Genomic DNA, 23,156 nt, shown 5'->3' with positions numbered 1-23,156 from the left:
CGGTGCGGGCCGGCCGATCGCGCGCATCGTCCGCATCCGGCTGCGTCCCGTGCCGATCGCGCTGCCAGCCCGTGCGCCCCGTGACCCCGCCAGCAGGACGCCTCGATGAACGACACACCGCACGCAAACCTTGAAACGACCCCGGCAAACCCGCGCCGCCGCCAATGGCTGCACGGCGCGGCCGCCGGACTGGCCGGGCTCGCGCTCGGCCCGCTCGCGGGCATGCCCGCACTGGCCCAGGGCAGCGACAAGCGGCTGCGCATCGGTTTCCAGAAGTACGGCAACTTCGTCGTGCTGAAGGCGCGCGGCACGCTCGAGAAGCGGCTCGCAAGCCAGGGCGTGGCGGTCCAGTGGCTCGAATTCCCGGCCGGCCCGCAACTGCTCGAGGGGCTGAACGCCGGCGCGATCGACGTCGGCACGGTCGGCGAAACGCCGCCGATCTTCGCGCAGGCCGCTGGCGTCGATTTCGTCTATATCGGCAACGAACCGCCCGCGCCGCACGGCGAGGCGATCGTCGTGCTGCCCGATTCGCCGATCCGCACCATCGCGCAGCTGCGCGGCAAGAAGGTCGTGTTAAACAAGGGGTCGAACGTTCACTACCTGCTCGTGAAGGCGCTGGAGCATGCGGGCCTCACGTATGCCGACATCCAGCCGATCTACCTGACGCCCGCCGACGCGCGCGCCGCGTTCGTGCAGCGCAGCGTCGACGCGTGGGTGATCTGGGATCCGTACCTCGCGGCGGCGGAACGGCAGCTCGGCGCACGCGTGGTCGCGAACGGCGACGGGCTCGTGCGCAACACCCAGTACTACCTCGCCGCGCGCAAGTATGCGGCCGCGCAGCCGCAGGTGCTGCGCACGCTGCTCGACGAAGTCGACGCGATCGATCGCTGGGGACGCGACCATGTTCCGGAAGTCGCCGCGCAACTGTCGCCGCTCATCGGCCTCGACGCGCCGACGCTCGAAGTCGCGCTCAAGCGCACCGGCTACGGTGTGCAGCCCGTCACCGATGCGACGCTCGCGTATCAGCAGAACATCGCCGACGCGTTCAGCACGCTGAAGCTGATTCCCGGCAAGGTGACGGTCGCCAACGCGCGCTGACGCACCGCCGACGCGACGCGTTACGGCGAACGCGTCGCGCCGGTCCGCCGCCATTCGTCGTAATCGGTGACGAGGCCCGCGTCGTCGACCGCGATATCGGCCGCATACGTGCCGCTCTCGTAGCGGTACACGTGCTCCGCCGTGCGCGCATAGCGCTGCTCGCCACGCACGATCTCGAACGCCGGAAAACGCAGCCACGCGGTGTGGATCACGGCCGACGCGCCGACCTCAAGCCCGAGACGCCGGATCGGCAGCGTATTGGTCGACGGACTGAAACCGAGATCGATGTCGGTCGCGCCCGCGAGGGCCGGCGCTTCGACGCCGTCGACCGTCCAGCGTCCCGCGTCGCATTCGATCGCGAGTTGCCGGGGCGGCGCAGCGCCGAGCCAATGCGTCACGCGCACCGAGCGCGTCAGCCAGTCGGCGCCGCACACGATCGCGTAGTCGACGCGAAACGGCGTGCCGTCGATCGCGCCCGCCACCGCTCCCGACAGGTCGATGCCCGCGCGCGTCTCGACGAGCCGGCACCATTCGCCCGCCTGCCACGTTTGCGCGATCTGCCATGCGACGCAGCGCGTCTGCGCCGCTTCGTCACGTTGCGTCATGTCGCCGTCTCCCGTCGATCGCTACGTCCGCCGCGTCACCACGCGTGCCGATAGATCGCCAGCGCGTCGGCTTCCGTCACCTCGCGCGGGTTGTTCACGAGCAGTCGCGTCTGCAGCATCGCATCCGACGCCATCCTCGGCAGGTCGCCCTCGCCGATGCCGACCTCGCGCAGCGTGCGCGGAATGCCCGTCGCGACGATCATTCGATCGATCTCGTCGATCAGTGCCTGCGTCCGCGCTTCGTCGCTACCGGTCGCCGACGGCGCGACGATCGCCGCGAGCTCCGCATACAGCGGCGCGGCAGCCGGTGCGTTGAAGCGCAGCACGTGCGGCAACACGAGCGCATTCGACAGCCCGTGCGGCACGTGGAAAATGCCGCCGACCGGATAGGCCAGCGCATGCACGGCCGCGACCGGCGCGTTCGCGAACGCCTGGCCGGCGAACATCGCGCCGACCAGCATCGCTTCGCGCGCGTGGCGATCGTTACCGTCGTCGCATGCCTTCAGCAGGTTGCGCGACAGCAGCGTCAACGCCTGCACGGCCAGCATGTCGGACACCGGATTCTTCAGCCGCGACGACGTATAGGCCTCGATCGCATGCACCATCGCGTCGATGCCCGTCGCGGCCGTTGCCGCGCGCGGCAGCCCGAGCGTCAGCTCGGCGTCGAGGATCGCGACGTCCGCGAACAGGTGCGGCGACACGACGCCCATCTTGCGCGCCTCGCCGACCGTGACGATCGACACGGCCGTCACTTCGGAACCGGTGCCGGCCGTGGTCGGCATCTGCACGAGCGGCAGCCGCGGCGTCGTCACCTTGTCGACGCCGTACATGTCGGCCAGCACCTGCCGCCCCGGCGCGAGCACCGCGATCAGCTTCGCGACGTCCATCGACGAACCGCCGCCGAGGCCGAGCACGATCTCCGCATCGGCCGCCACCGCCCGCGCGGTCGCTTCGAGCACGACGTGCTCGGGCGGATCGGCGACGACGTCGTCGATCACGGTCACTTGCCAGCCGTGCGCGGCGAGGCTCGCCAGCGCGGGTGCAAGCACGCCGCTGCGATGCAGGAACGCGTCGGTGACGACACACAACCGCGCGAGCGCCGGAAAGCGTTCGCACAACAGCGCGCCGAGCCGGCGCGCGGCGCCGAATTCGACGATCTGCGTCGGAACGGTACGGAATTGAAACGGGTTCATTGGGCGCCTCCCGGTGGCGTCGCCGTGCCGGTGTCCGGCTGCACCATGTAGCGCGTCACGTCGCGGCGATCGAGCAACGGAATGATCGCGCCGACACCGATCCGCTGGAAATGCGGCGTTTCCCGATGCGTGTCGAGGCCGTCGGCATCGCGGTAACGCTCGAGGATCACGATGTGGTCGGGGTCGACCGGCGACCGGAAGTACGCGTAGTCGAGGTTTTTCGGCTCGGCACGCGTGGCCGGCGCGAGTTCCGCGAGCAGTTCGATCACGCGGTCGCCGTTGCCGGGTTTCGCGAAGTAATGCGCGATGACCTGCAGGTAGGGTTCGTTCATGCTGCGCTCCGTATTCGCCAGCGGCCCGCCATGACGGGTCGTCATTCCACCAAGCGCGGTCGCTCGTCGATCCCGCTCGTCGAACGTGGCGGTCGGCGGCCCGACACGGCGCCGATGCCTCGACGTCGCATTGTATTGAATCGGCGCGGCGTGCGCAGCGCATCGTCATGCACGCGACGACAACGCTTCCCGCGAGCGGTTCGCGGCAGGCCCGCGCCTCACACCAGTCGGCCGCCCCCGTCGATATGCAGGATCTCGGCATTCATGAAGCCGTTGCCCAGCAGGAACGCGATCGCTTCCCCGACTTCGTCGGCGCGACCGACGCGTCCGCCCGGCAACGCCGACGCGGCCCCGCCGAGGATCGCGTCGCGCACTTCCGCGCCGAATGCGTCGTACAGCGGCGTATCGACGAAACCGGGGGCGACGACGTTCACGCGAATCGGCTTGAGCTCCAGCGCAAGCGACTGAGCCAGTGCTTCGACGCCGCGCACCGCCGCCGCGATGACCGACGTGCCTTGCCCGGACGGGCGGTCCGCCAGCTGACCGCCGGTGAGCACGATCGAGCCGGTCGCGGGCATCAGCGGCAGCGCGGCGCGGATCGCATACACCGGCCCGGCGATACGCTCCTGCAGCGCGGCGAGCAGGTGATCCGGATCGGTGTCGGCCAGCGTGCCGGCGATGAATCGTCCGGCCGTGACGACCAGGTGATCGACGCGCGTCATCGGCTCGAAGACGCGCTGCACGGCAGCCCGGTCCGCGATGTCCGCGATCGCGGTGCGCGCGCCGCCGATCGCCTGCGCGGCAGCCGCCAGCGTCGCGCCGGTGCGGCCGACCAGCGTGACGTTCGCCCCGCGCGCTTTCACGGCTGCGGCGGCCGCGAGGCCGATTCCGGAACTCGCACCGAATACCACCACGTGCGCGCCGTCCAGCGCCGGCGCTTGCATTGCCTCGTTCATGTCGACTCCTCGTCGGGGATTGAAGGTTCACGCACGTTAGGTCATGCTCTGACGAGACGGAATACGACGATTTCGAATAGGGCTCATGCCCGGGAGGAATAAGGTGGACTCGCTGCGTTCCATGCGCCTCTTCGTGCGCGCCGTCGAACTGGGCAATTTCTCGGCGGTCGCCCGCGAGGAAGGCACCGGCCAGCCGACGATCAGCAAGGTCATCGCCGCGTTCGAGCAGACGCTCGGCGTACGCCTGCTCGAACGATCGACGACGAGCGTCGCACCGACCGACGAAGGCCGGCGGTTCTACGAGCGCTGCAAGCGCGTGATCGACGAATACGCGAGCGCGGTCGCCGACGTGCGCGGACAGACGCTGCGGCCGGTCGGCAAACTGGTCGTCAATGCGCCGATGGGGCTCGGCGAGCTGCGGCTGAACGCCCTCGTGCTCGAATTTCTCGCGGCCTATCCGGAGATCGACATCGAGCTGCATCTGACCGATCGCGTGATCGACCTTGTCGAGGAAGGCGTCGATGTCGCGATCCGCCTCGGCCATGCGCTGCCGCCTGACGCCGTCGCGCGCTGCATCGCGTCGTCGCCGCGTCTGCTCGTGGCCGCTCCGCACTACATTGCGCAAGCGCCCCGGATTCGCCACCCGGATGACCTCGCGAAACACGACTACGTCGGCTACGCGCGCCCCGGCATCGGCACCGAACTGGCATTCGAAAAAGGCACGGAGACCATCAGCGTGCCCGTGCGCAGCCGGTATCGCGTCAACAGCTCTCTGGCTTTGCGCGAATGCTTCCTCGCGGGCCACGCGGTGGGCAGCGCGCCTGCATGGCTCGTTCAGGACCTGATCGACGGCGGACAGCTCGTCCGGCTGCTGCCGAAGTGGGAAATGACCGTGCCGCACGCGCTGCATCTCGTCTACGCGTCGCGCCGGTATCTGCCGCTCAGAACCCGCGCGTTCCTGCAGTTCATGACCGAGCGGATTCCCGCGCTGCCCGGGTTCCGGGCAACGGAGCACGCGCCGCGCCGCGCGCGCTGACGAATCGAGCGGCGCCGCGCGTTCGACGGCACCGATCCGCCACCGTTTCCCGAATCCCGACCATTGCATCGCGCGCGGGCGGCGCGGGCGGGCCCTTCGGCTAAAATGCCGCACTTTCCATCTTGTCCGGCCCGCTCGCCATGCAACCCGCTTCCCCCGCCCGATCCGCCTCCCACGGCGCCGACGCTGCAGACCCGTCGCACGACCTCGTCTATGGTCCCAATGACCGGCCGGGGCCGATGGTCACCTTCGTCGCCGCGCTGCAGCACCTGCTGGCGATCATCGTGCCGATCGTCACGCCCGGGCTGCTGATCTGCCAGGCGCTCGGCGTATCGAGTCGGGATACGACCCTTATCGTGTCGATGTCGCTGGTGATTTCAGGCATCGCGACGTTCGTGCAGTGCAAGCGCTTCGGCCCGCTCGGCGCCGGCCTCCTGATCGTGCAGGGCACCAGCTTCAACTTCGTCGGCCCGCTGATCGCCGGCGGCAGCGTGATGGTCAAGCAAGGCACGCCGGTCGAGACCGTCATGGCCGCGATCTTCGGCGTCGTGATCGCCGGCTCGTTCGTCGAGATGAGCGTGTCGCGCATCCTGCCGTTCGTGAAGCGCCTGATCACGCCGCTCGTCACCGGCATCGTCGTGCTGCTGATCGGCCTCACGCTGATCAAGGTCGGCCTCGTCAGCATGGGCGGCGGCTACGGCGCGATGGCCAACGGCACGTTCGCGAGCGCCCAGAACCTGACGCTGTCGTGCCTCGTGCTCGGCACCATCATCCTGCTGAACCGCGTGCCGATCGTATGGGTACGCAGCACCGCGCTCGTGATCGCACTGGTGATCGGCTATGCCGCGGCCGCGGTGCTCGGCCGCCTCGACTTCACCGGCGTGCACCAGGCCGCGCTGTTCCAGGTCCCGACGCCGCTGCACTTCGGCATCGGTTTCTCGTGGTCGTTGTTCGTGCCGATGCTGATCATCTATCTCGTCACGTCGCTCGAAGCGATCGGCGACGTCACCGCCACCAGCAAGATCTCGAAGGAGCCGGTCGAAGGGCCGGTGTGGATGCGGCGGATCAAGGGCGGCGTGCTCGTGAACGGCGCGAACTCGCTGCTGGCCGGCGTATTCAACACGTTCCCGAGCTCCGTGTTCGCGCAGAACAACGGCGTGATCCAGATCACCGGCGTCGCGAGCCGATACGTCGGCGTCTGGATCGCGGGCATGCTCGTGGTGCTCGGCCTGTTCCCGGTCGTCGCGGGCGCGTTGCAGGCCGTGCCGGAGCCCGTGCTCGGCGGTGCGGCGATGGTGATGTTCGGCGCGGTGGCCGCTTCGGGTATCAACATCCTGTCCGGCATCCAGCTCGATCGCCGCGCGCTGCTGATCATCGCGGTGTCGCTCGCGCTCGGCCTCGGCGTGTCGCAGGTGCCCGACATTCTGAACAGCCTGCCGCATGCACTGAAGAACGTTCTGGAATCGGGCGTTGCCACTGGCGGCATCTGCGCGCTCGTGATGAACTGGTTCTTGCCGGAACAGAAGTAACGCGACGGACTCCATGGCGACGCGGCCCGGCCGACGGGCCGCGTCGCGCTCCACGAGCCCGGCTTGGCCGGGCGCCCGACTCTCGCTAGAATCGGTTCATGCCTCAAGTCCCCGTCTCCACGAATGCGCCGGAAGCCAGTGCGATCCCCGTCAAGGAACGCGCGACCGTCGTCTGCTACCGCGAACAGCAGGTCTTGCTCGTTGCGCGCGTATCGTCGCGCTGGGCACTGCCCGGCGGCACGATCAAGCGCGGTGAAACGCCGCTCGAGGCCGCACATCGGGAACTGCTGGAAGAGACCGGCCTCACCGGTCAGACGCTCGTCTATTCGATGCAGTTCACCGGGCTCGCGAAGGTGCATCACGTGTTCTTCGCGGAAGTCGGCCCGGAGCATACAGCCCAGGCGAGCAACGAGATCGAGAAGTGCAAGTGGTTTCGCATCGACAGCGTCGACGAACTGCGCGCGAGCATCCCGACGAAGCGCATCGTCGAACTCGTCTACGAGCACGAAATCCTCGAGTAGGTAGACACCCCACCCCCACCGGCTCGCACGAGCCGATATGATGCGCCCACGGTCCGTCGTCGCGTTCCCTTCCGAGCGAGATGCAGATGAACAGTGCGTACACCTACCGCGGATACACCATCGATGTCCGCTGCGAATTCCGGCTCGACCAACCGCGCGACCACGCGCCGCCGCCCGACACGCTCCGGTTCGGGTTCGTGGCGGTCGTGCAGGTCCGTGCGACCGGCAGCGCGCCGCGCCTGCTGGCGCCGGTCCGGCTTGGCGACGACGGCGGCCACCTGTTCGACGACAGCGTCGATGCGCTGCGCGCAGGCCGGGCGGCCGGCGAAATCATCGTCGACGATCTGTTGGTCGATGCCGGCGCCGCCGATGGGCGGGCGCATTCCTGAGCAGGCGGTCGGCCTGGAACGTTCTGCGCGCCGGCGCTCAGTGCAGGCGCTTTCGTCGTAGTTCGTGCGTGGAATAGACGACGAGGAAGATACCCAGCATCGCGACGCCGGACGCCAGGAAGTCGTTTGCGGTTCCCGCGCTGTTCAGCGATTTCGGGAAGATGCCGAGACTCAGTCCCGCGGCAGCCAGGAGCACGCCTGCCGCCACACCCCACACCGGTCCGGTGGTCTTTTCGATTGTGTTTTTCATACAGCACCCGTCTACAGTCATTACCTGAACGGTGGCGGCGCATGGCGCCGCGTCCACCGCTCGTGCTTCGACTATAGCGGGGAAATAATCGGGGCGGATTCGGTGATTTCACCGATCAAGTTTTCGCCGATCGCAAACGCGCCGAGTCCCGGCGACTCACCATCCGCGGATTCGTTCTTCGCGAGCCGCATTCCCTTCCGTTGCGTCGCGAATACCCCTCGAATTGCGTCAGCCCTTACGCTCCGACGCAGAATTTACGCTTCGTTTCAAAGCTGTCCACATTCTGGACGCACCGCGAAGCTATGCTTCGTTGCACCCACAATTACATCGGAGGGGGATAAACAATGAAGAACACATTCTGGAAGGCCGCACTATGTGCGGCAATGGTGCCGTTTGCACTCGCAGGTTGCGGTGGCGGCGACGGCGGCGGCAGCGTGCAAACCGGCACGCTGCACGTCGCGATGACCGATGCTCCGTCATGCGGTTTCGATCACGTATTCGTGACCGTCTCGCAGGTTCGCGTCAATGCGAATGCGAATGCTTCCGATAACGATGCCGGCTGGTCGACGATCACGCTGGCGGCACCGCAGAAGATCGACCTGCTGTCGCTGACCAACGGCGTGCTCGCCGATATCGGCCAGACCGCGCTGCCGGCCGGCCAGTATCAGCAGGTCCGCCTCGTTCTCGCGCCGAACCAGGGCAACACCCTCGCGAACTCGGTCGTCCCGACGGGCGGCACGGAACAGGCGCTCGCGACGCCGAGCGCGACGCAAAGCGGCTACAAGATCATCCAGCCGTTCACGGTGCAACCGAACACGCTCGTCGACCTCGTGCTCGACTTCAACGCGTGCAAGTCGATCGTCCAGCGCGGCAACGGCACGTATGCGCTGAAGCCGGTCGTCACCGCGATCCCGACCGTCGTGAGCGGCGCGATCTCGGGCTACGTCGCATCGGCCGAAGCCGGCGCGACCGTGTATGCGGAACAGGGTGGCAAGGTGGTCCGGGGCACGGTTGCCGACAGCACCGGGAAGTTCGTGCTGTCGCCGCTGATCCAGAGCTCGACGCAAGGCAACTATGACGTCGTGATCGTGCAGAACAACTTCGCATCGGGCATCGTGCGCTCGGTTCCGGTCGTGGTGAACACGACCACGGCGGTTTCGGCGTCGAACGCCCCGATCGCGCTGCCGGCATCGACGATGAGCACGGTCAGCGGCACGGTGACGCCAAGCGCCGCCGCGTTCGTGCGGGCACTGCAGACCGTCGATGCGAACGCGTACGAGATCACGTCGACCAATGCGAACCTGGATACGGGTGTGTATGCGCTCAACGTGCCCGTGGCCGCACCGATCGTCGGCACTTACTCGGGCTCGCTGCCGGTCGCGCTGGCTGCGTCGCCGGCCGCCGCGGCACAATATACGATCGAGGCGGACGCAGCGTCGGGGGCAACGCAATCGACGAACGTCAACGCAACGACCAGCCAGTCGAACGTCAATTTCAGCTTCTGACGCATCGGCAGCATCCACGAAAGGGCCGCACGGCCCTTTCCTCAATAACGGGAGAACGAAGTGAAGAAAGGGGTTATCGCATTGCTCGCCGCGGCGAGCGTGGTCGGCGCGCTCAGCGGGTGCGTCGCATACGTTCCGGGTGCGCCGGTCGTCGTCGCGCCGCAAGGCGGACCGGGGAACGGGTTCTGCCCGCCCGGACAGGCGAAGAAAGGCAATTGCTGATTGCACGAGGCCCGCGGAAACGCGGGCTTTTTTCATGTGGCCTGCCCTGGAATTTTCGGACCCACTGAAACTTGAGAGAATGGCTTCCAACGGAGAAAAGGAAGTCATGAAGAAGAGCCCGTTCAGCGACGAACAGATGGTGACGATCCTGCGCGGGGCGGGCAAGGCACCCGTCGCCGAGGTCGCGAAGAAGCACGGAATCAGCGAGCAGACGAACTACACCCGGCGACAGCATTTCGATGGCCTGGAGGCGGCCGACGTCAAGCGACTCGAGCAGGAGAACGCATGGTCTGAGCCGAGAACGCCGACCGCCCGGTCGCGACAAACAGGAGCACGCGGCATTCCGCATGCTGCTTCGGTGTGGGCGGCATGACAGCGCAGTGCTTCGCGCCCAGGTGCCGCAAGATTCCATCCTGCCTACCATTCGGCAATGGTCACGTCGTATTCCTCGTCGTAGAAGGCGACAAGAAACTCCTCAGGCATCAGCCACGAGTCGACGCTCACCGTTTGCGCAACAATGTCAACGTCGACTTTCGCGTCGGCATCGACGGTCTTCATCGCATGCTCGATCGTCGAACGATCGTCTGCGTGGATTTCAGTTTTCATCGAGAACTTCACTTTTCACCTCTCCAGTCAACAACGTTCCAATAAAGCAGCTCCTCTCGGAAAACGGGTGCTCGAATCCTCGTTTTACTCGTTGAAGCCTACTTCCGCGACCCTTCCATATCCCGTGCCTCCGCCAGCAAAGTGGTGCCCCGTCGACGCCGTGCACATACCCCGATCGACACCACAAAATATTGTCGACAACCCGGGCTCAATGATCTCGGGAAGCGGTTGAGCCGAATGGACGCTCGTCACCGACGGGGCGCTCGCGACCTCCGTCATGGGATCATTGCCGCGCACTTGCCTCCCCTCTGAATCGCAGGCGATATTGCTTCGGCGTGACATTGAGCCGCCGCGAGAACGTCGTGCGCATGTGCGTCGCGCTATGAAAACCGCATTTGAATGCGACCGTCTTGAGTGGCGCATCCGTGTCCTCGAGGAGTTTCCTCGCCGAATCGACGCGAACCTGCTCGACAAATACCGAAGGCGTCACCTTCGCGTACTTCGCGAATACCCGCGACAACGTGCGCCGGCTCACCGAGGCCGCACTCGCCAGCGCCTCTATCGACAGCGTTTCGGTCATATGCTCGCTCACGTATCGATAGACCTTGCCGAGTATCGGATCCGCGTCCTTGCCGGCCCCGATATAGGGGCTGTACTGAGACTGGCCGCCCTCACGCTGGATATACACGACCAGACGCTTCGCAACCCGCACCGCCAGTTCATGCCCCCAGTCTTCAGCAACCAGCGACAGACATAAGTCAATGCCTGCGGTCACGCCCGCCGATGTGAAGAGCCGCCCGTCCCGAACGAAAATCCTGTCCGGCTGCACGCTGGCGTGTGGAAATTCGTTGGACAGGCGGCCCGCGTCCGACCAGTGGGTCGTCACTTCCTTGCCGTCGAGCAACCCCGCATGAGCGAGCACAAATGCGCCATTACAGACCGAGCCGAAGCGGCTTGCGCTGCGCGCCTGGTTTTGCAGCCACGCCAGAAACGCGCTCGACGGCTGAACATCCGGCAATTGCGGCCCGCCCGCTACCAGCAGCAGGTCCCATTGAATGTCACGATCGGAATAGCCCAGCGAGACGGCCAACTGCATGCCGTTCGAGCAGGTCACGGTGCCCGCCTGGTTCCCGACGAGCGTCACCTCGTATCGTTGATGCTCGGAAAGGAAAGTATTCGCCTCGGCGAACACGTCGAGGGGGCCTGCAACGTCGAGCGCCTGCGCACCTTCGAATACAACGATGGCAACTTTCATGTCGTGACCCTCACGGGTGTAACCCTGCTTCCGTTCGTACAGCCGGCCGGCGCCGGATCGATACAAACCGGTTCAACACCATGGCCGGAATCAACCCGCCATGAATCAGTTTGCTTCATTCCACTTGACTCGCCGGACGGCTACACCAAACGGCGATTGTGGCGCGCGTCATTCCCTGCTCAACCGGCATGGCTTGCGCGATCGCGCAACGCACCACGCGTCGCTGCCTGCTTGGTGCCGATCGCGCGCGAGGACATTTCGTTCTGCTCGATGATCTTCGTGATCTCGGCATCGGCTTGTGCACCATACTGCTCGAACACGCCGGTACGATAGGTCGTTTTCACGGCGGCACCAAGCTGCGTGCCGGAATCGTCGTGCGTATCGGCATCGACCACCATCGACAGCCCGATGCGCAGCGGATGCGCCGCGAGTTCGCGTGGATCCAGCTGGATGCGCACCGGAAGGCGCTGAACCACCTTGATCCAGTTGCCCGTCGCGTTTTGCGCCGGTAACGTGGCAAACGCGCCGCCGGTGCCGGCCGAGAACCCCTCGATCCTGCCGTGATACTCGATGCTCGAACCGTACACGTCGGCCGTCAGCGTGACCGGCTAGCCGATCCGCATCCGCGTGAGCTGCACTTCCTTGAAGTTCGCATCGACCCACACGCCGTCGAGCGGCACGATCGCCATCAGCGGCGTGCCGGGCGACACACGTTGGCCGACCTGGACCGACCGTTTCGCCACATAGCCCGTCACCGGCGCCGGCAACGTATTGCGCGCGTAAGCAAGATAGGCATCCCTGACTTTCGACGCTGCCGCCTGCACGTCAGGATGCTGTCCGACGGTCGTGCGGTCGGTCAGCGCGTGATTCGCGCCGGCTTGCTCGCGCGCTGCATCGCGTGCGGCCTGGGCAGCCTTGACGGCATCGCGAGCGTGGGCGATATCTTCAGCGGAAACGGCGCCCGTGCCCGCAACGGCCTCGCGCCGCCGCAGATCATCGTTGGCGCGAGCGAGATCCGACTCGCGTTGCGCCACATTCGCCGCATAGAAATCGTTGTTCACATACAGGCTGCTCACGCGGCGCACGGTCTGGCCAAGGGCCGCCTCGGCATTCACCAGCGCGATCTTCGCGTCGGCCGGGTCGAGCGTGACGACCGGGTCGCCGGCCTTCACGATCTGCGTGTCGTCCGCATTGACGGCGACCACCGTTCCGGTGACCTGCGGCGTCAGTTGCACCAGGTTGCCGCTCACGTACGCATCGTCGGTCGCCTGGTAATAGCGGCCGACGGTGAAATAGTAGGCCGCATACGCGGCCCCCGTTACCACGACGACCGCCGCCAGGAGGGCAAGCAGGCGCTTGCGCTTGCCCGGAGGCGTCGCGCCGGCGTCCTGGCCGGCCGGATCGGCTTGCGCGCCGCGGTTGGTTGCGCCGCCGCGGTCCACCAATTCGTGGTCGGGCGTGAGGGTATCGCTCATGTCAAATCTCCTTGCCGGTAAGTGAACGTGCCGTTCAATGCGCGGCGACGACGGGATGGGCGGATGCAACAGCATCCACGCTGTGGACGGTATCGGCCGACGTGTCGACGTAGCCGCCGCCGAGCGCCGACGCGAGTGCAATCTGCTGGTCGCGGCGGTTCATCTTCAGGTTCGCAACGGCTTCGTCCGCATTCAGCGCCGTGACATCGGCACTGAGCACGGTCAACTGGTTGGTCAGGCCGGCCTTGTACTGCGTGATCGCCAGCCGATCGGCGTCCTGTGCGGCCTGCCGTGCCGCGTTTGCATCGACGAGTTGCGCGTCGCTCGAGCGGATCTGCGCGAGCTGCGTCGCAACGTCGCTCAGCGCGCCAACCAGCGTTTGGTTGTAGGCGGCCACCGCGTAGTCGAACTCGGCATAGCGCCCTTTCAGTTGCGCGCGCAGTGCGCCTGCATCGAAGATCGGCAGGTGGATCGCCGGTCCGGCCGACGCCGTGCGGCTTGCCGCGCTCAGGAAACGGCCGAAGCCGAACGCGTCGAGGCCGATCGCGGCGCTCAGGTTGATGTCCGGATAGAACTCCGCCTTCGCTTCCTTGACCTGGTGCGTCATCGCGTCGACACGCCAGCGCGCGGCGACGAGGTCCGGACGACGGCTCACCAGGTCAGCCGGCAGGTTGTCCGGCAGGCGCACGTCGTTGCCAATGCCGAGCGCCGGCCGCTCGATCGCAAGGCCGCGATCCGGTCCTGCGCCGAGCAGCGCAGCCAACTGGTAGCGCGTGGTCAGAATGCTGCCGTCGAGTGCGGTGACACGGGCGCGGCTCGTTGCAAGATTCGCCTGCGCGGTCTTGCGCTCCACCTCCGTATCGAGGCCGGTCGCGATACGGCCGGCCGTGATGCGATCGATCTGCTCGCGGCGCGCGACTTCCTGTTGCGCGATGTCGCGCAGCACGTAAAGGCGGGCCAGCTGGTTGTAGGTACGTGCGATTGCGGTGTTCAACGTGAGCGTGACGAATTCAACGTCAGCCTTGCTCGCTTGCGCCTGCGACACGGCGGCCCTCAGGGCTTCGCGGTTCTTGCCCCACAGGTCGAGGTCGTACGACGCGCTCAGCAGGCCCTTGTTCTCGGTCCGCCAGGAACCGGCATACGGCGGCGGGATCATCGCCGTGCCGCTGTACTGCTGGCGCGTCAGCGAGTAGCTCGCGTCGACGCGCGGCAGCGTGTTCGCGTTCGACGCTTCGGCGAAGGCCTGCGCCTGGGCCACCCGCGCACGAGCCTGTTCGATCGTCGGACTGCCGCGCAGCGCCTCGGCGATCAGCGCCTTCAGTTGCGCATCGCCGAACTGGTCGGCCCAGTCGGCAGCCGGCCAGCGGCCTTGCTCGGCCGGCAGGCTGCGGGCCGTATCGAGCTGTTGCGGCACCACGATCCGCTTGTCGCTATGGATGCCCGCATAGTTCGCACATGCCGACAATACCGCCACGAAGATCGCCGACACGCCCAGTTTCAATGCGCGGGCGCCGATGTCGGATCCATTTGTCTGCGATTTCATTTTCTGACCTGTCAGATTAATGATTCAAAAAAAGGCGGGCACGCCCGCCACGCTCACTCGCCGATGAACTTGTGAAGCAAGCGAGACAGCTCTGCGAACTCGGCCTTCGTGAAGTTGCGCAGCCGGGCGTTCAACACATGCGGCGCGACTTCCGGAATCCGGGCCGCGACTTCCTCGCCCTTCTTCGTCAACGTGAGATTGACCACGCGGCGGTCGTCCGCGTCGCGGGAACGTTCCAGCAATCCCTTCGCTTCCAGCTTGTCCAGCATGCGCGTCATCAGGCCCGTGTCGATCCCGAGCAGCTTCGATAGCTCGAACGGCGTGGCGGCCATGCCGCTCCGCATCGACAGCAGAATGCCCATTTGCTGGCTGGTGATGTCGAGGTCCTTGAGCGCCGCGTCCATTTCGGCAACGATCAGGTTGCGCGCCTTGCTCAGCATGAATCCGACGCTATGCGTGAGCGTGAAGCCTTTGATCGTGTAATGGTCCATGGTGCCGTCCTATGTGGTTGATTCAGACAATGACTGCAATGTCAGAGTTTGTCAAGCAGGATTTCCGAATACCACGCCCGGTGTGTCGCGTTGCCCGGATTCGCGTCGGTCAGTGGCCGCCGGCACCCGCGGCACCCGCGCCAGCGCCCTTGCCTGGCTTGGTCACCCAGATCAGCGGGACGATCACGACAAAGATCACGCCCGATATCCAGAAGATGTCGTTCAGGCCAAGCATGGTCGCTTGTGCGTTGAGCGACGCCTCGAAGAAGGCTGCCGCCTTGGCGGTACCGGCGCCGAGCGCCGTCTGCAGATTCGCGATGCCGGCGACGTAGGTCGGGTTGCCCACGTCCGTTTGCTCGGCGAGCCGCGCATGATGGAGGATCGTCCGGTCGTTCCAGCCGGTGCTCAACAGCGACGTCCCGACCGCGCCGGCGAAAATGCGCACGAAGTTGGACAGGCCGGCCGCCGCCGGAATCTTCTCGGGCGGAAGCCCCGACAGGATGATGCCCGTGAGCGGCGTGAAGAAGAGCGCGGTGGGAATGCCTTGCAGCAACGTCGGCAGCACCAGCGTCCACGCGTCGACGCCGGTCGTATAGTTCGAGCGCATGAAAAACACGCCCGCGAAGCCAACGAAGGCCAGCGTGGCGAGCACCCGCATATCGGAGCGCGGCATGATCTTGCCCATCACGGGAGCCAGGATCACCGCGAAGATGCCCAGCGGCGCCGTCACGAGCCCCGCATCCACCGCGCGGTAGCCGAGAAAACCCTGGATCCACTGCGGCAGGATCACCAGGTTCGCGAAGAAGATCGCGTAAGCGACCGATATCGCGACCGTGCCGCCGAGGAAGTTGCGCCCGGCGAAAAGTCGCAGGTCGACGATCGGCTTTGCCTCGGTGAACTCCCAGATCAGGAAGAACACGAAGCTGATTGCCGCCATGATGGTCAGCGCCCAGATCACCGGCGAATTGAACCAGTCGAGGTCCTTGCCCTTGTCAAGCATGATCTGCAGCGACGCGACCCATGCGATCAGCGAGATCAGCCCCACCTTGTCGATCGGAAGCTTGCGCGCGGGTGTATCGCGATCCCGGTAGATCGCCCAGACCGTGCCGGCGGCGAACAGGCCGACCGGCACGTTGATGTAGAAGATCCACGACCAGCTGTAGCTGTCGGTGATCCAGCCGCCCAGCGCCGGCCCGGCGATCGGCCCGACCGTCGCGGTCATCGCCCACAGCGACAGCGCGCTGGAGTTCTTGTCCTTTGGAAAGGATGCCAGCAGCAGCGCCTGTGACAGCGGCACCAGCGGCCCCGCCACCGCGCCTTGCACGACTCGCGCGGCGAGCAGCACGAGCAGGTTCGGTGCAAGCCCGCACGCCGCGGACGACAGCACGAACAGCAGAATCGCCCAAACGAACAGCTTCACTTGCCCCACCCGCTGCGTGAGCCACCCGGTCAGCGGAATCGACACCGCGTTGGCCGCGGCGAACAGCGTGATGACCCACGTCCCTTCGTCGATCGACACGCCGAGGTTGCCGGAGAGCGTCGGAATCGCGACGTTCGCGATCGACGAATCCAGCACATTCATGAAGGTGGCGAGCGCCACGGCGAACGTGCCGAGTGCGAACCTGATGCCGGTCAGCGGCGCCGGCGCACGAGGTTGGGGCGACGAATTCATGTTGCATCCTTTAGTCTGAAATCGAACTGCCTGTCATGGGGTGGAAATATCTGATATGTCAGATATTTGGATAAAAAATTTCGCGTCAGCCATCGAGCAATTTGCGGACGAGCACGCTCAACGCATCGAGGTCGGATTGCGTAAAGTGCGCGAGCCGCCGTCTCCGTATCTCGGGGATGACTTGCGCGCTTCGGGCGATGGTTTCCCACCCTTCTTGCGTCAACGAAACGTCGACCACGCGTCGATCCTTGTCGCTGCGGTCGCGTTCCAGCAGGCCGCGACTTTTCAGCACGTCCAGCAACCGGGTCATGCGGCCGGGGTCGACGCCAACCAACTTCGCCAGCGCGGCCGGCGACCGCGCATCGTCGTAAGCCAGCGCCAGCAGAATGCCCAGTTGCCGCGCATTGATTCCGACTTCCTGGAGCCCCGCGTCCAGTTCCGCAGTCACCCTGTTGCAGGCCTTGCCGAGGGCGATGAGGAAAGGTTGGGTTCGCTCGGATACTTCGTTGACCGGGTCGGTCATCGGCCACCTCCATTTTCTGACATGCAAGATATCTGACATTGCAGATATGTTCAAGAATTTTTAAAGGGGCGCGAAGCAGTCGCGACGATGCAGCCCCAGAAGCGGCACTGACGGGATTTCCGTTCCGGTTTCTGCCTTTCCGAGGGCCGGGTCACGGCCCGCCGGACTCGCACAGCGCCACCTTGTCGGCATCCAGCGCTTCCGGAACGTATTCCCGGAGGAAATCGACGAACGTCCTGATCTTCGCGTCGAGGTATTGGCGCGACGGGTACAGCACGTAGGCCGTCAGTGTCTGTAACTGATATTCGGGCAACACGCGCGCCAGCACGCCGCTGCGAAGCGCCGGCAAAGCCGTCGACAACGGAAGCGCGCCGATTCCGATGCCATCCCGCAACGCAGCACCGAGCGCATCCGGCACGTTGACCTGAAAGTCCGCCGGCGGCAGCTTGAACGTTTCCCGGCCATTGGGGCCGTCCAGATGCCAGCGATCGCACGGAAACACGGACGTGACGATCTGCAGGCACGCGTGCCCGTCGAGCTCCGGCACCGTGCGCGGCGTGCCGTGTGCGCTCAGGTAGGCGGGCGCCGCGCACAGCACGCTGTGTACGGTGCCGAGCCGATGCGACACGAGGCCCGAGTCGGGCAGATCCGCCGAACTCAATTGCAATGACACGTCGTAACCCTCGTCGAGCAGATCGGGCACGTGATGCGACAACGTCAGCTCGACGGATACCGAAGGATTGCGTGCCCGATAGCGCACGACTGCCGGCACGACGTACGCCTGGCCGAAGCCCGTCGTCGCGTGCACATGCAGCTTGCCGGACGGCCGGGCCTGGGCATCCGCGGCCTCCGCTTCGGCCTCGTCGATGTACGCGAGAATCCGCTCGCATCGCTCCAGATATCGCTGCCCCGCCTCGGTCAGCGCGATGCGACGCGTGCTGCGGTTGAGCAGGCGCGTGCGCAAGTGCGTCTCCAGCTGCGCGATCGATCTCGATGCATGCGCGGTGGTGATGTCCTGGCGCCGAGCGGCGCTGGTGAAGCTGCCCTCTTCCGCAATGCCGACAAAGATCCGCATCATTTGCAGCGTGTCCATCAACACTTCCCTCGAATGAAATCGCCTCGCACCCGATTTTGTCCGGTCCTCAATAACGACCCGACATGGGTAACGGTCGGCGGTGCGGCCATCGCCTCCGACTCCCCCGGCTGCGCCCTTACTCGTCAATCGCCGCGTGCAGGAATTTCTCCTGGCGCGCGATGTGCATCGACTTGTAGCCGGGTGCGGTCGATGCCGTTGCCTCGGGTCCGATATAGCGCAGCGTGACAGGCGCCTTCACGATGTCCAGCAGTTGTTCCAGCACAAAATTCCACGAACCCTGGTTTTTCGACTCTTCCTGACACCAGACAACACACTTCAGATTCGGATAGTGCGCCAGCGCCGAACGGATCTGCGTCACGGGAAACGGATACAACTGCTCAACGCGGATCAACGCGATATTGTCCTTTTGCGCGTTGCGCCGGCGCTCCAGAAGTTCGTAATAGACCTTGCCCGAACACAGGATGACCCGGTCGACCTTGGACGCCGCTTCGGCCGTAGGTGCTTCAGCCAGAATCTCGTTGAATCGGCCCTTGGCGAGATCGTCCAGGCTGCTGACGGCCTCCGGATGGCGCAGAAGCGACTTGGGCGTCATCACGACCAGCGGGACGCGATCATGCAGCACGGCCTGCATCCGCAGCAGGTGGAAGATCTGGGCCGGCGTCGTAGGCTGAACCACCCGCATGTTGTTCTGTGCACACAGTTGCAAATAGCGCTCGAGGCGCGCGGACGCGTGCTCCGGCCCCTCCCCCTCCTGACCGTGCGGAAGCAGCATCGTTACGCCGCTTTGTTGCCCCCACTTTGCAGCCCCCGCGGACAGGAAGTTGTCGATCACGACCTGCGCGCCGTTCGCGAAGTCGCCGAACTGTGCTTCCCACAATACGAGCGCGTTCTGTCGAACAACCGAGTATCCGTACTCGAAGCCCAGAACCGCAGCCTCCGACAGCACCGAGTTGGTGACCGAAAATCGTCCTTGGTCATCCGACACATGATGCAACGGGACGTAGGTGCCTTCCGCCCGAATCGACCGTTTCTGATCATGGAGCACCGCGTGGCGATGGCTGAACGTGCCACGTTCACTGTCCTGCCCGCTCAGACGCACGTCGATGCCAGCGGCGAGAAGCGACGCAAAGGCCAGATGCTCGGCCATCCCCCAATCCAGCGGACGCTTGCCTTCCGCCATCTCGCGACGTGCAGTCATCACTTTTCCAACCAGCGGATGCAGCGCGTACTGCTCGGGAATGCGCGTGATGTTGCGTGCAAGTCGATGAACGAGGTCCGGCAAGGGCGGCGCGTAATAGATGCGGCCGACGTTTCCATCGAGCAGTTGCGGCCAGCTCACTTCTTCGTTCGCTTGATAGGCCGGCTTCCTCGCTTCGGCGGTTTGCGCGGCGTCGAGACGCTCACGGTAGTCATGGACATACTTCTCGACGTCTTCCGCCGTCAGAATCCCCGCGTCCACCAGTTTCCTTGCATAGAGCGCGCGGACACCAGGGTGGCCCGCGATGGAGCGATACATCAACGGTTGCGTGATGTTCGGCGTGTCCTGTTCCTGGTGGCCATGGCGGCGGAAGCAGACCAGCTCGATCACGACGCTCTTGCCGAACGTCGCACGAAAATCGATTGCCAGGCGTGTTGCGGCAACGACCGCCTCGGGGTCGTCGCCATTGACGTGCAGGATCGGCGCCTCGATCATCTTGGCAATGTCGGTGCAATAGAACGACGACCGGACATCCCGCGGGTCCGACGTGGTGAAGCCAACCTGGTTGTTCACCACCACATGTATCGTGCCGCCCGTGCCGTAGCCGCGGGTATTCGACAGGTTCATCGTCTCCATGACGATGCCCTGCCCCGAAATCGCGGCGTCGCCGTGAATCTCCACCGGCAGGACCGCACTCGCACCTTGCCCCAATACTTCGGCGCGCGCACGCGCGATACCCTGGACCACCGGGTTCACGATTTCCAGGTGCGACGGATTGAACGCAAGCGTGACCTCCGCCGGCCCGGTTGCCGTCGGGAGCAGGCCGGTAAAGCCCTTGTGATACTTGACGTCGCCCGCCGGAAGAAGGTTCGCGGTTTTTCCCTCGAACTCGTCGAACAGCGCAGCCGGCGGCTTCCCGACGATATTGACGAGAACGTTCAGGCGTCCACGGTGCGCCATGCCGAGAATCGAGCTCTTGACGCCCCTCGTCGCACCATATGCAACCAGTTCATCCAGCAGGACGATGAGCGACTCGCCCCCCTCGAGCGAAAAGCGCTTCTGACCGACATAGCGCGCATGCAGGTATTTCTCGAGGCCTTCGGCGGCCGTCAACCGCTCGAGGATGTGCAGCTTGTCACCGCGATCCAGGCGCGCGCTCGAACGCGACGACTCGAGACGCATGGGCCACCAGTCGCGCTGCTGCGGATCGGCCAGATGCATGAACTCGGCGCCCAGCGTGCCGCAATATGTCTCCGTCAGCGCCTGCACCAGATCGCCGAGCGTCGCGTCTTCGTCCGGGAAATGCGTGCCCGACATGCTGAACGTCGTGTTCAGGTCCGCCTGGGACAGATCGTAGTAAATCGGGTTCAATTCGGGCACGGGCACTGGCGCCGTCCAGCGCAGCGGGTCCAGATGCGCATTGCGGGTGCCTACCATGCGATAGGCCGAAATCAAGGCCTGCACGGCTACCTGCTTCCGGGCGAAACCGAGTACCTCGCTTTCCGAACGCCCGCCAGTGCGCGCCTTCTTGGCCAACTCGACGAAACGAGACACGACGGGTGCGTGCGCAACGTCGCCGGCACCCGATCCGTCAGCCGCCGGGACGCCCTGCAACGCGTCGAAATAATCGCGCCACTCGGCCGCCACAGTGTTTGGGTCCGCGAGGTACGCCTCGTATTGCTCCTCGACATAAGAAGCATTGCCTCCGAACAGGAAGGAGGTATTCCGGTTCCGCATCATCATGATGACTTTGTCCTCTGTCGGGCTCATGCCCGATATCTGCCACGAATGTATCCAAGGCAGCACCCGCTCCCGCCTTGGCCAAGCCAATGCATTCACAGGCACACGAAGACAAAGATCCACATCTGAAAGGAGGCAAGATCTCGTGCCACCCAGTTCGCGTCAATTCGTGCAAGACCCCGTGACTCAAGCCACCGGGTTCCCGTGCCCGCCAGGACCGGCCGTCTCCTGACCGCCGGTAAGGACAGTTTAGGTTCTGCGGGTTTTCACTGACGCGTTAGCTACGGCAGTTTCGGGACATTCAGCATTCATTTCCGGACATCACGTCAAGATCGCCGGTCATTCACAAGCATTGCCGATGAACGCGTCGTTCGTTTAATCCCGTTTCTGCGAGAGATCAGGGACATGACCGCAAGACCCGAGGTCAAGCAACGGCTGAACACGAAATAAGGTGTTGAAAGCGCCTTGTACCAGCACCTGTCTCGACTGGTTATCATCGGCGTGCAAGAGGGCTGCGCTATCATTCAGGCAGCGAGCTGGACACTGTACGAGGCTCTGAAGTACGACGCGCAGAAGATTCGCAACTTCGACTGGAGCAGCGATCCGATCCTGCGCTTCTCGGCGCCGATGATTCGCCGCGAGGGGATCCGCCACTCATGGACACACTGCTTTCGATGCGCGTGTTTACACGCATCGTTGAAACGGGCAGCCTCACGCGCGCGGCGGACACGTCAGGTCTGACGACACCGCGCGTGTCCGCGCTGCTGCGTACGCTGGAACAGCATCTCGGCTGTCGGCTATTGAACCGCACAACCCGCAGGCTGTCGCTGACCGAGGATGGGCAGGCGTACTACGAGCGTTGTGTCGCGGTGCTACGCGAGATCGACGAGATGGAGGCGTCGATGTCCCACTCGCGCAACGTGCCACGCGGCCGCCTGAAGGTGAACCTGCCATCCGCGATGGCCAAGCGGATCGTGGTTCCCGCACTGCCCGCCTTTCTCGTCGCCCATCCGGACATCACGGTGGAGCTCGGCGTGACCGATCGCCAGATCGACCTCGTCGGCGAGGGTGTCGACTGTGTCGTGCGGGTCGGCGCGCTCGACGACTCCGGGATGATCGCGAAGCGCATCGGCAGTCTCACGACCTGCACGTGCGCGTCGCCGTCGTATCTCGAACGATACGGCGTCCCGGAAACGATCGACGATCTGACCCAACACATCGCGGTCAGCCATGTGTCGGCCGACACCGGCCGGCCGCGGAGCTGGGATTTCGTCGTCGACGGCGACACGCACATCGTGCAGATGCGCGGCACGGTCGCGGTCAACGAGGCGGATACCTACATCGCGTGCGGACTCGCGGGCCTCGGATTGATCAAGACCACGCTGTTTTTCGTCGAGCCGTATCTGAAATCCGGCGCGTTGCAGGAGGTCCTGCCCAAGTTCAATCCGCCGCCGCGGCCGATCTCCGTGCTGTATCCGCCGAATCGGCACATACCGGCCAAGCTGAAGCTCTTCGTCGACTGGCTTGCCAGCGTATACGCGCAAATCCCGACACTTCAGGGCAAGCGATGCTGAGCGGCGGCGGACACGCACAGCACCGACACGTGGATCATCCCGTTGGCATCAAGCGCATGCGTCGGGTCACGGTGAGTGCGTCATCGCCGGTCGGCGCGATGAAGGCATTTTGTTGGCAATAGAAAGTGAATCGTGGCCAACGCAACGATATTCGGCCACGTTTCCGCGCCGACAGGCACACCGCGACGCGGGCTTCTCCTCGACGCCACTGCCAGACCGGGTCGATCATGATCGCCGGCTCCATGGACAATGCGCAATCGGACCAGCGTCATCGTTCTCCCGACGGCAACAGTCTTTGTGCAAGATCGGGATTTTTCAGGTGCGAGCCACTGCATAAGATGCGGGTC

The 23,156-nt window shown here is 65.0% G+C and carries 22 protein-coding genes and 2 pseudogenes; 9 read left to right on the top strand and 15 right to left on the bottom strand.

The genetic code is table 11. From position 1 onward, the window contains the following. Nucleotides 1-105 precede the first annotated feature (105 nt). The gene (locus DIE23_RS00995) at nt 106-1,098 is read left to right on the top strand and encodes a sulfonate ABC transporter substrate-binding protein (RefSeq protein WP_124610385.1); all 993 of its coding nucleotides are present in this window, start codon (nt 106-108) and stop codon (nt 1,096-1,098) included. A 20-nt stretch (nt 1,099-1,118) separates the two neighbouring features. Here DIE23_RS00995 and DIE23_RS00990 read toward each other — a convergent pair whose 3' ends face one another. The 4 genes from DIE23_RS00990 to DIE23_RS00975 form a co-directional block, all read right to left on the bottom strand. Next, nucleotides 1,119-1,703, bottom strand: a complete 585-nt coding sequence (locus DIE23_RS00990) for a putative glycolipid-binding domain-containing protein (RefSeq protein ID WP_124610384.1) — start codon at nt 1,701-1,703, stop codon at nt 1,119-1,121. Between the two features lie 35 nt (nt 1,704-1,738). After that, nucleotides 1,739-2,896: an iron-containing alcohol dehydrogenase gene (locus DIE23_RS00985; RefSeq protein WP_124610383.1), complete on the bottom strand. Its 1,158-nt coding sequence runs from the start codon at nt 2,894-2,896 to the stop codon at nt 1,739-1,741. Then, nucleotides 2,893-3,228, bottom strand: a complete 336-nt coding sequence (locus DIE23_RS00980; protein ID WP_124610382.1) for a putative quinol monooxygenase — start codon at nt 3,226-3,228, stop codon at nt 2,893-2,895. Before DIE23_RS00980 ends, DIE23_RS00985 begins: the two co-directional genes overlap by 4 nt. Before the next feature lie 218 nt (nt 3,229-3,446). Continuing rightward, a complete protein-coding gene (locus tag DIE23_RS00975; RefSeq protein WP_124610381.1) occupies nt 3,447-4,184 on the bottom strand; it encodes an SDR family oxidoreductase in 738 nt (245 codons plus the stop codon). Between the two features lie 103 nt (nt 4,185-4,287). Between DIE23_RS00975 and DIE23_RS00970 the strand changes: the two genes are divergently transcribed. From DIE23_RS00970 to DIE23_RS00955, 4 genes are all read left to right on the top strand, one after another. Then, a complete protein-coding gene (locus DIE23_RS00970; RefSeq protein WP_124610380.1) occupies nt 4,288-5,220 on the top strand; it encodes a LysR family transcriptional regulator in 933 nt (310 codons plus the stop codon). Nucleotides 5,221-5,360: 140 nt separating this feature from the next. Continuing rightward, the gene (locus DIE23_RS00965; protein ID WP_124610379.1) at nt 5,361-6,749 is read left to right on the top strand and encodes a nucleobase:cation symporter-2 family protein; all 1,389 of its coding nucleotides are present in this window, start codon (nt 5,361-5,363) and stop codon (nt 6,747-6,749) included. Nucleotides 6,750-6,847: 98 nt separating this feature from the next. Next, nucleotides 6,848-7,270: an NUDIX hydrolase gene (locus DIE23_RS00960; RefSeq protein ID WP_124610378.1), complete on the top strand. Its 423-nt coding sequence runs from the start codon at nt 6,848-6,850 to the stop codon at nt 7,268-7,270. 86 nt (nt 7,271-7,356) lie between these two features. Next, a complete protein-coding gene (locus DIE23_RS00955; protein WP_124610377.1) occupies nt 7,357-7,659 on the top strand; it encodes a hydrogenase maturation factor in 303 nt (100 codons plus the stop codon). Between the two features lie 37 nt (nt 7,660-7,696). Here the strand turns inward: DIE23_RS00955 and DIE23_RS00950 are convergent, their stop codons facing one another. Further along, nucleotides 7,697-7,909, bottom strand: a complete 213-nt coding sequence (locus DIE23_RS00950) for a hypothetical protein (RefSeq protein ID WP_124610376.1) — start codon at nt 7,907-7,909, stop codon at nt 7,697-7,699. 344 nt (nt 7,910-8,253) lie between these two features. Between DIE23_RS00950 and DIE23_RS00945 the strand changes: the two genes are divergently transcribed. From DIE23_RS00945 to DIE23_RS00935, 3 genes and pseudogenes are all read left to right on the top strand, one after another. Further along, nucleotides 8,254-9,414: a DUF4382 domain-containing protein gene (locus tag DIE23_RS00945; protein WP_124610375.1), complete on the top strand. Its 1,161-nt coding sequence runs from the start codon at nt 8,254-8,256 to the stop codon at nt 9,412-9,414. 60 nt (nt 9,415-9,474) lie between these two features. Then, on the top strand, nt 9,475-9,636 hold the full coding sequence (locus DIE23_RS00940; protein ID WP_011881889.1) for a hypothetical protein: 162 nt from the start codon (nt 9,475-9,477) through the stop codon (nt 9,634-9,636). Between the two features lie 106 nt (nt 9,637-9,742). Next, a pseudogene (locus DIE23_RS00935) lies at nt 9,743-9,922 on the top strand (transposase); the annotation flags it as partial. 131 nt (nt 9,923-10,053) lie between these two features. Here the strand turns inward: DIE23_RS00935 and DIE23_RS00930 are convergent. The 9 genes and pseudogenes from DIE23_RS00930 to DIE23_RS00890 all read right to left on the bottom strand — a co-directional run bounded on the left by DIE23_RS00930 (nt 10,054) and on the right by DIE23_RS00890 (nt 21,238). Continuing rightward, a complete protein-coding gene (locus DIE23_RS00930) occupies nt 10,054-10,254 on the bottom strand; it encodes a copper chaperone (protein WP_124610374.1) in 201 nt (66 codons plus the stop codon). A 271-nt stretch (nt 10,255-10,525) separates the two neighbouring features. Next, nucleotides 10,526-11,497, bottom strand: coding sequence for a GlxA family transcriptional regulator (locus DIE23_RS00925; RefSeq protein WP_124610373.1), 972 nt, complete (start codon nt 11,495-11,497; stop codon nt 10,526-10,528). A 179-nt stretch (nt 11,498-11,676) separates the two neighbouring features. Then, nucleotides 11,677-12,972 (bottom strand): annotated as a pseudogene (locus DIE23_RS00920) (HlyD family efflux transporter periplasmic adaptor subunit). A 34-nt stretch (nt 12,973-13,006) separates the two neighbouring features. Continuing rightward, nucleotides 13,007-14,515 (bottom strand): efflux transporter outer membrane subunit, encoded by a 1,509-nt coding sequence (locus tag DIE23_RS00915; protein WP_124610372.1) that lies wholly within the window; start codon nt 14,513-14,515, stop codon nt 13,007-13,009. 53 nt (nt 14,516-14,568) lie between these two features. Continuing rightward, entirely contained in the window at nt 14,569-15,006 is a 438-nt protein-coding gene (locus DIE23_RS00910) for a MarR family winged helix-turn-helix transcriptional regulator (protein ID WP_124610371.1), read from the bottom strand. A gap of 109 nt (nt 15,007-15,115) precedes the next feature. Next, nucleotides 15,116-16,678, bottom strand: a complete 1,563-nt coding sequence (locus DIE23_RS00905) for a DHA2 family efflux MFS transporter permease subunit (RefSeq protein ID WP_124610370.1) — start codon at nt 16,676-16,678, stop codon at nt 15,116-15,118. Between the two features lie 85 nt (nt 16,679-16,763). Then, a complete protein-coding gene (locus DIE23_RS00900) occupies nt 16,764-17,201 on the bottom strand; it encodes a MarR family winged helix-turn-helix transcriptional regulator (RefSeq protein WP_185646364.1) in 438 nt (145 codons plus the stop codon). Between the two features lie 151 nt (nt 17,202-17,352). Next, complete coding sequence (locus DIE23_RS00895; RefSeq protein WP_124610368.1) at nt 17,353-18,294, bottom strand: LysR family transcriptional regulator; 942 nt, start codon at nt 18,292-18,294, stop codon at nt 17,353-17,355. Between the two features lie 118 nt (nt 18,295-18,412). After that, on the bottom strand, nt 18,413-21,238 hold the full coding sequence (locus DIE23_RS00890; RefSeq protein WP_124610480.1) for a 2-oxoglutarate dehydrogenase E1 component: 2,826 nt from the start codon (nt 21,236-21,238) through the stop codon (nt 18,413-18,415). Between the two features lie 653 nt (nt 21,239-21,891). Between DIE23_RS00890 and DIE23_RS00885 the strand changes: the two genes are divergently transcribed. Continuing rightward, on the top strand, nt 21,892-22,809 hold the full coding sequence (locus DIE23_RS00885; protein ID WP_124610367.1) for a LysR family transcriptional regulator: 918 nt from the start codon (nt 21,892-21,894) through the stop codon (nt 22,807-22,809). Between the two features lie 34 nt (nt 22,810-22,843). Here DIE23_RS00885 and DIE23_RS00880 read toward each other — a convergent pair whose 3' ends face one another. Continuing rightward, nucleotides 22,844-23,038 carry a hypothetical protein gene (locus DIE23_RS00880; RefSeq protein WP_124610366.1) on the bottom strand — a complete coding sequence of 65 codons (195 nt, stop codon included), beginning with the start codon at nt 23,036-23,038 and terminating at the stop codon, nt 22,844-22,846. Nucleotides 23,039-23,156: the final 118 nt, after the last annotated feature.

Origin of the sequence: Burkholderia sp. Bp9143 (assembly GCF_003853645.1) — a bacterium.
Taxonomy (GTDB): domain Bacteria; phylum Pseudomonadota; class Gammaproteobacteria; order Burkholderiales; family Burkholderiaceae; genus Burkholderia.
This window is presented reverse-complemented; position numbering and strand designations above follow the sequence as displayed.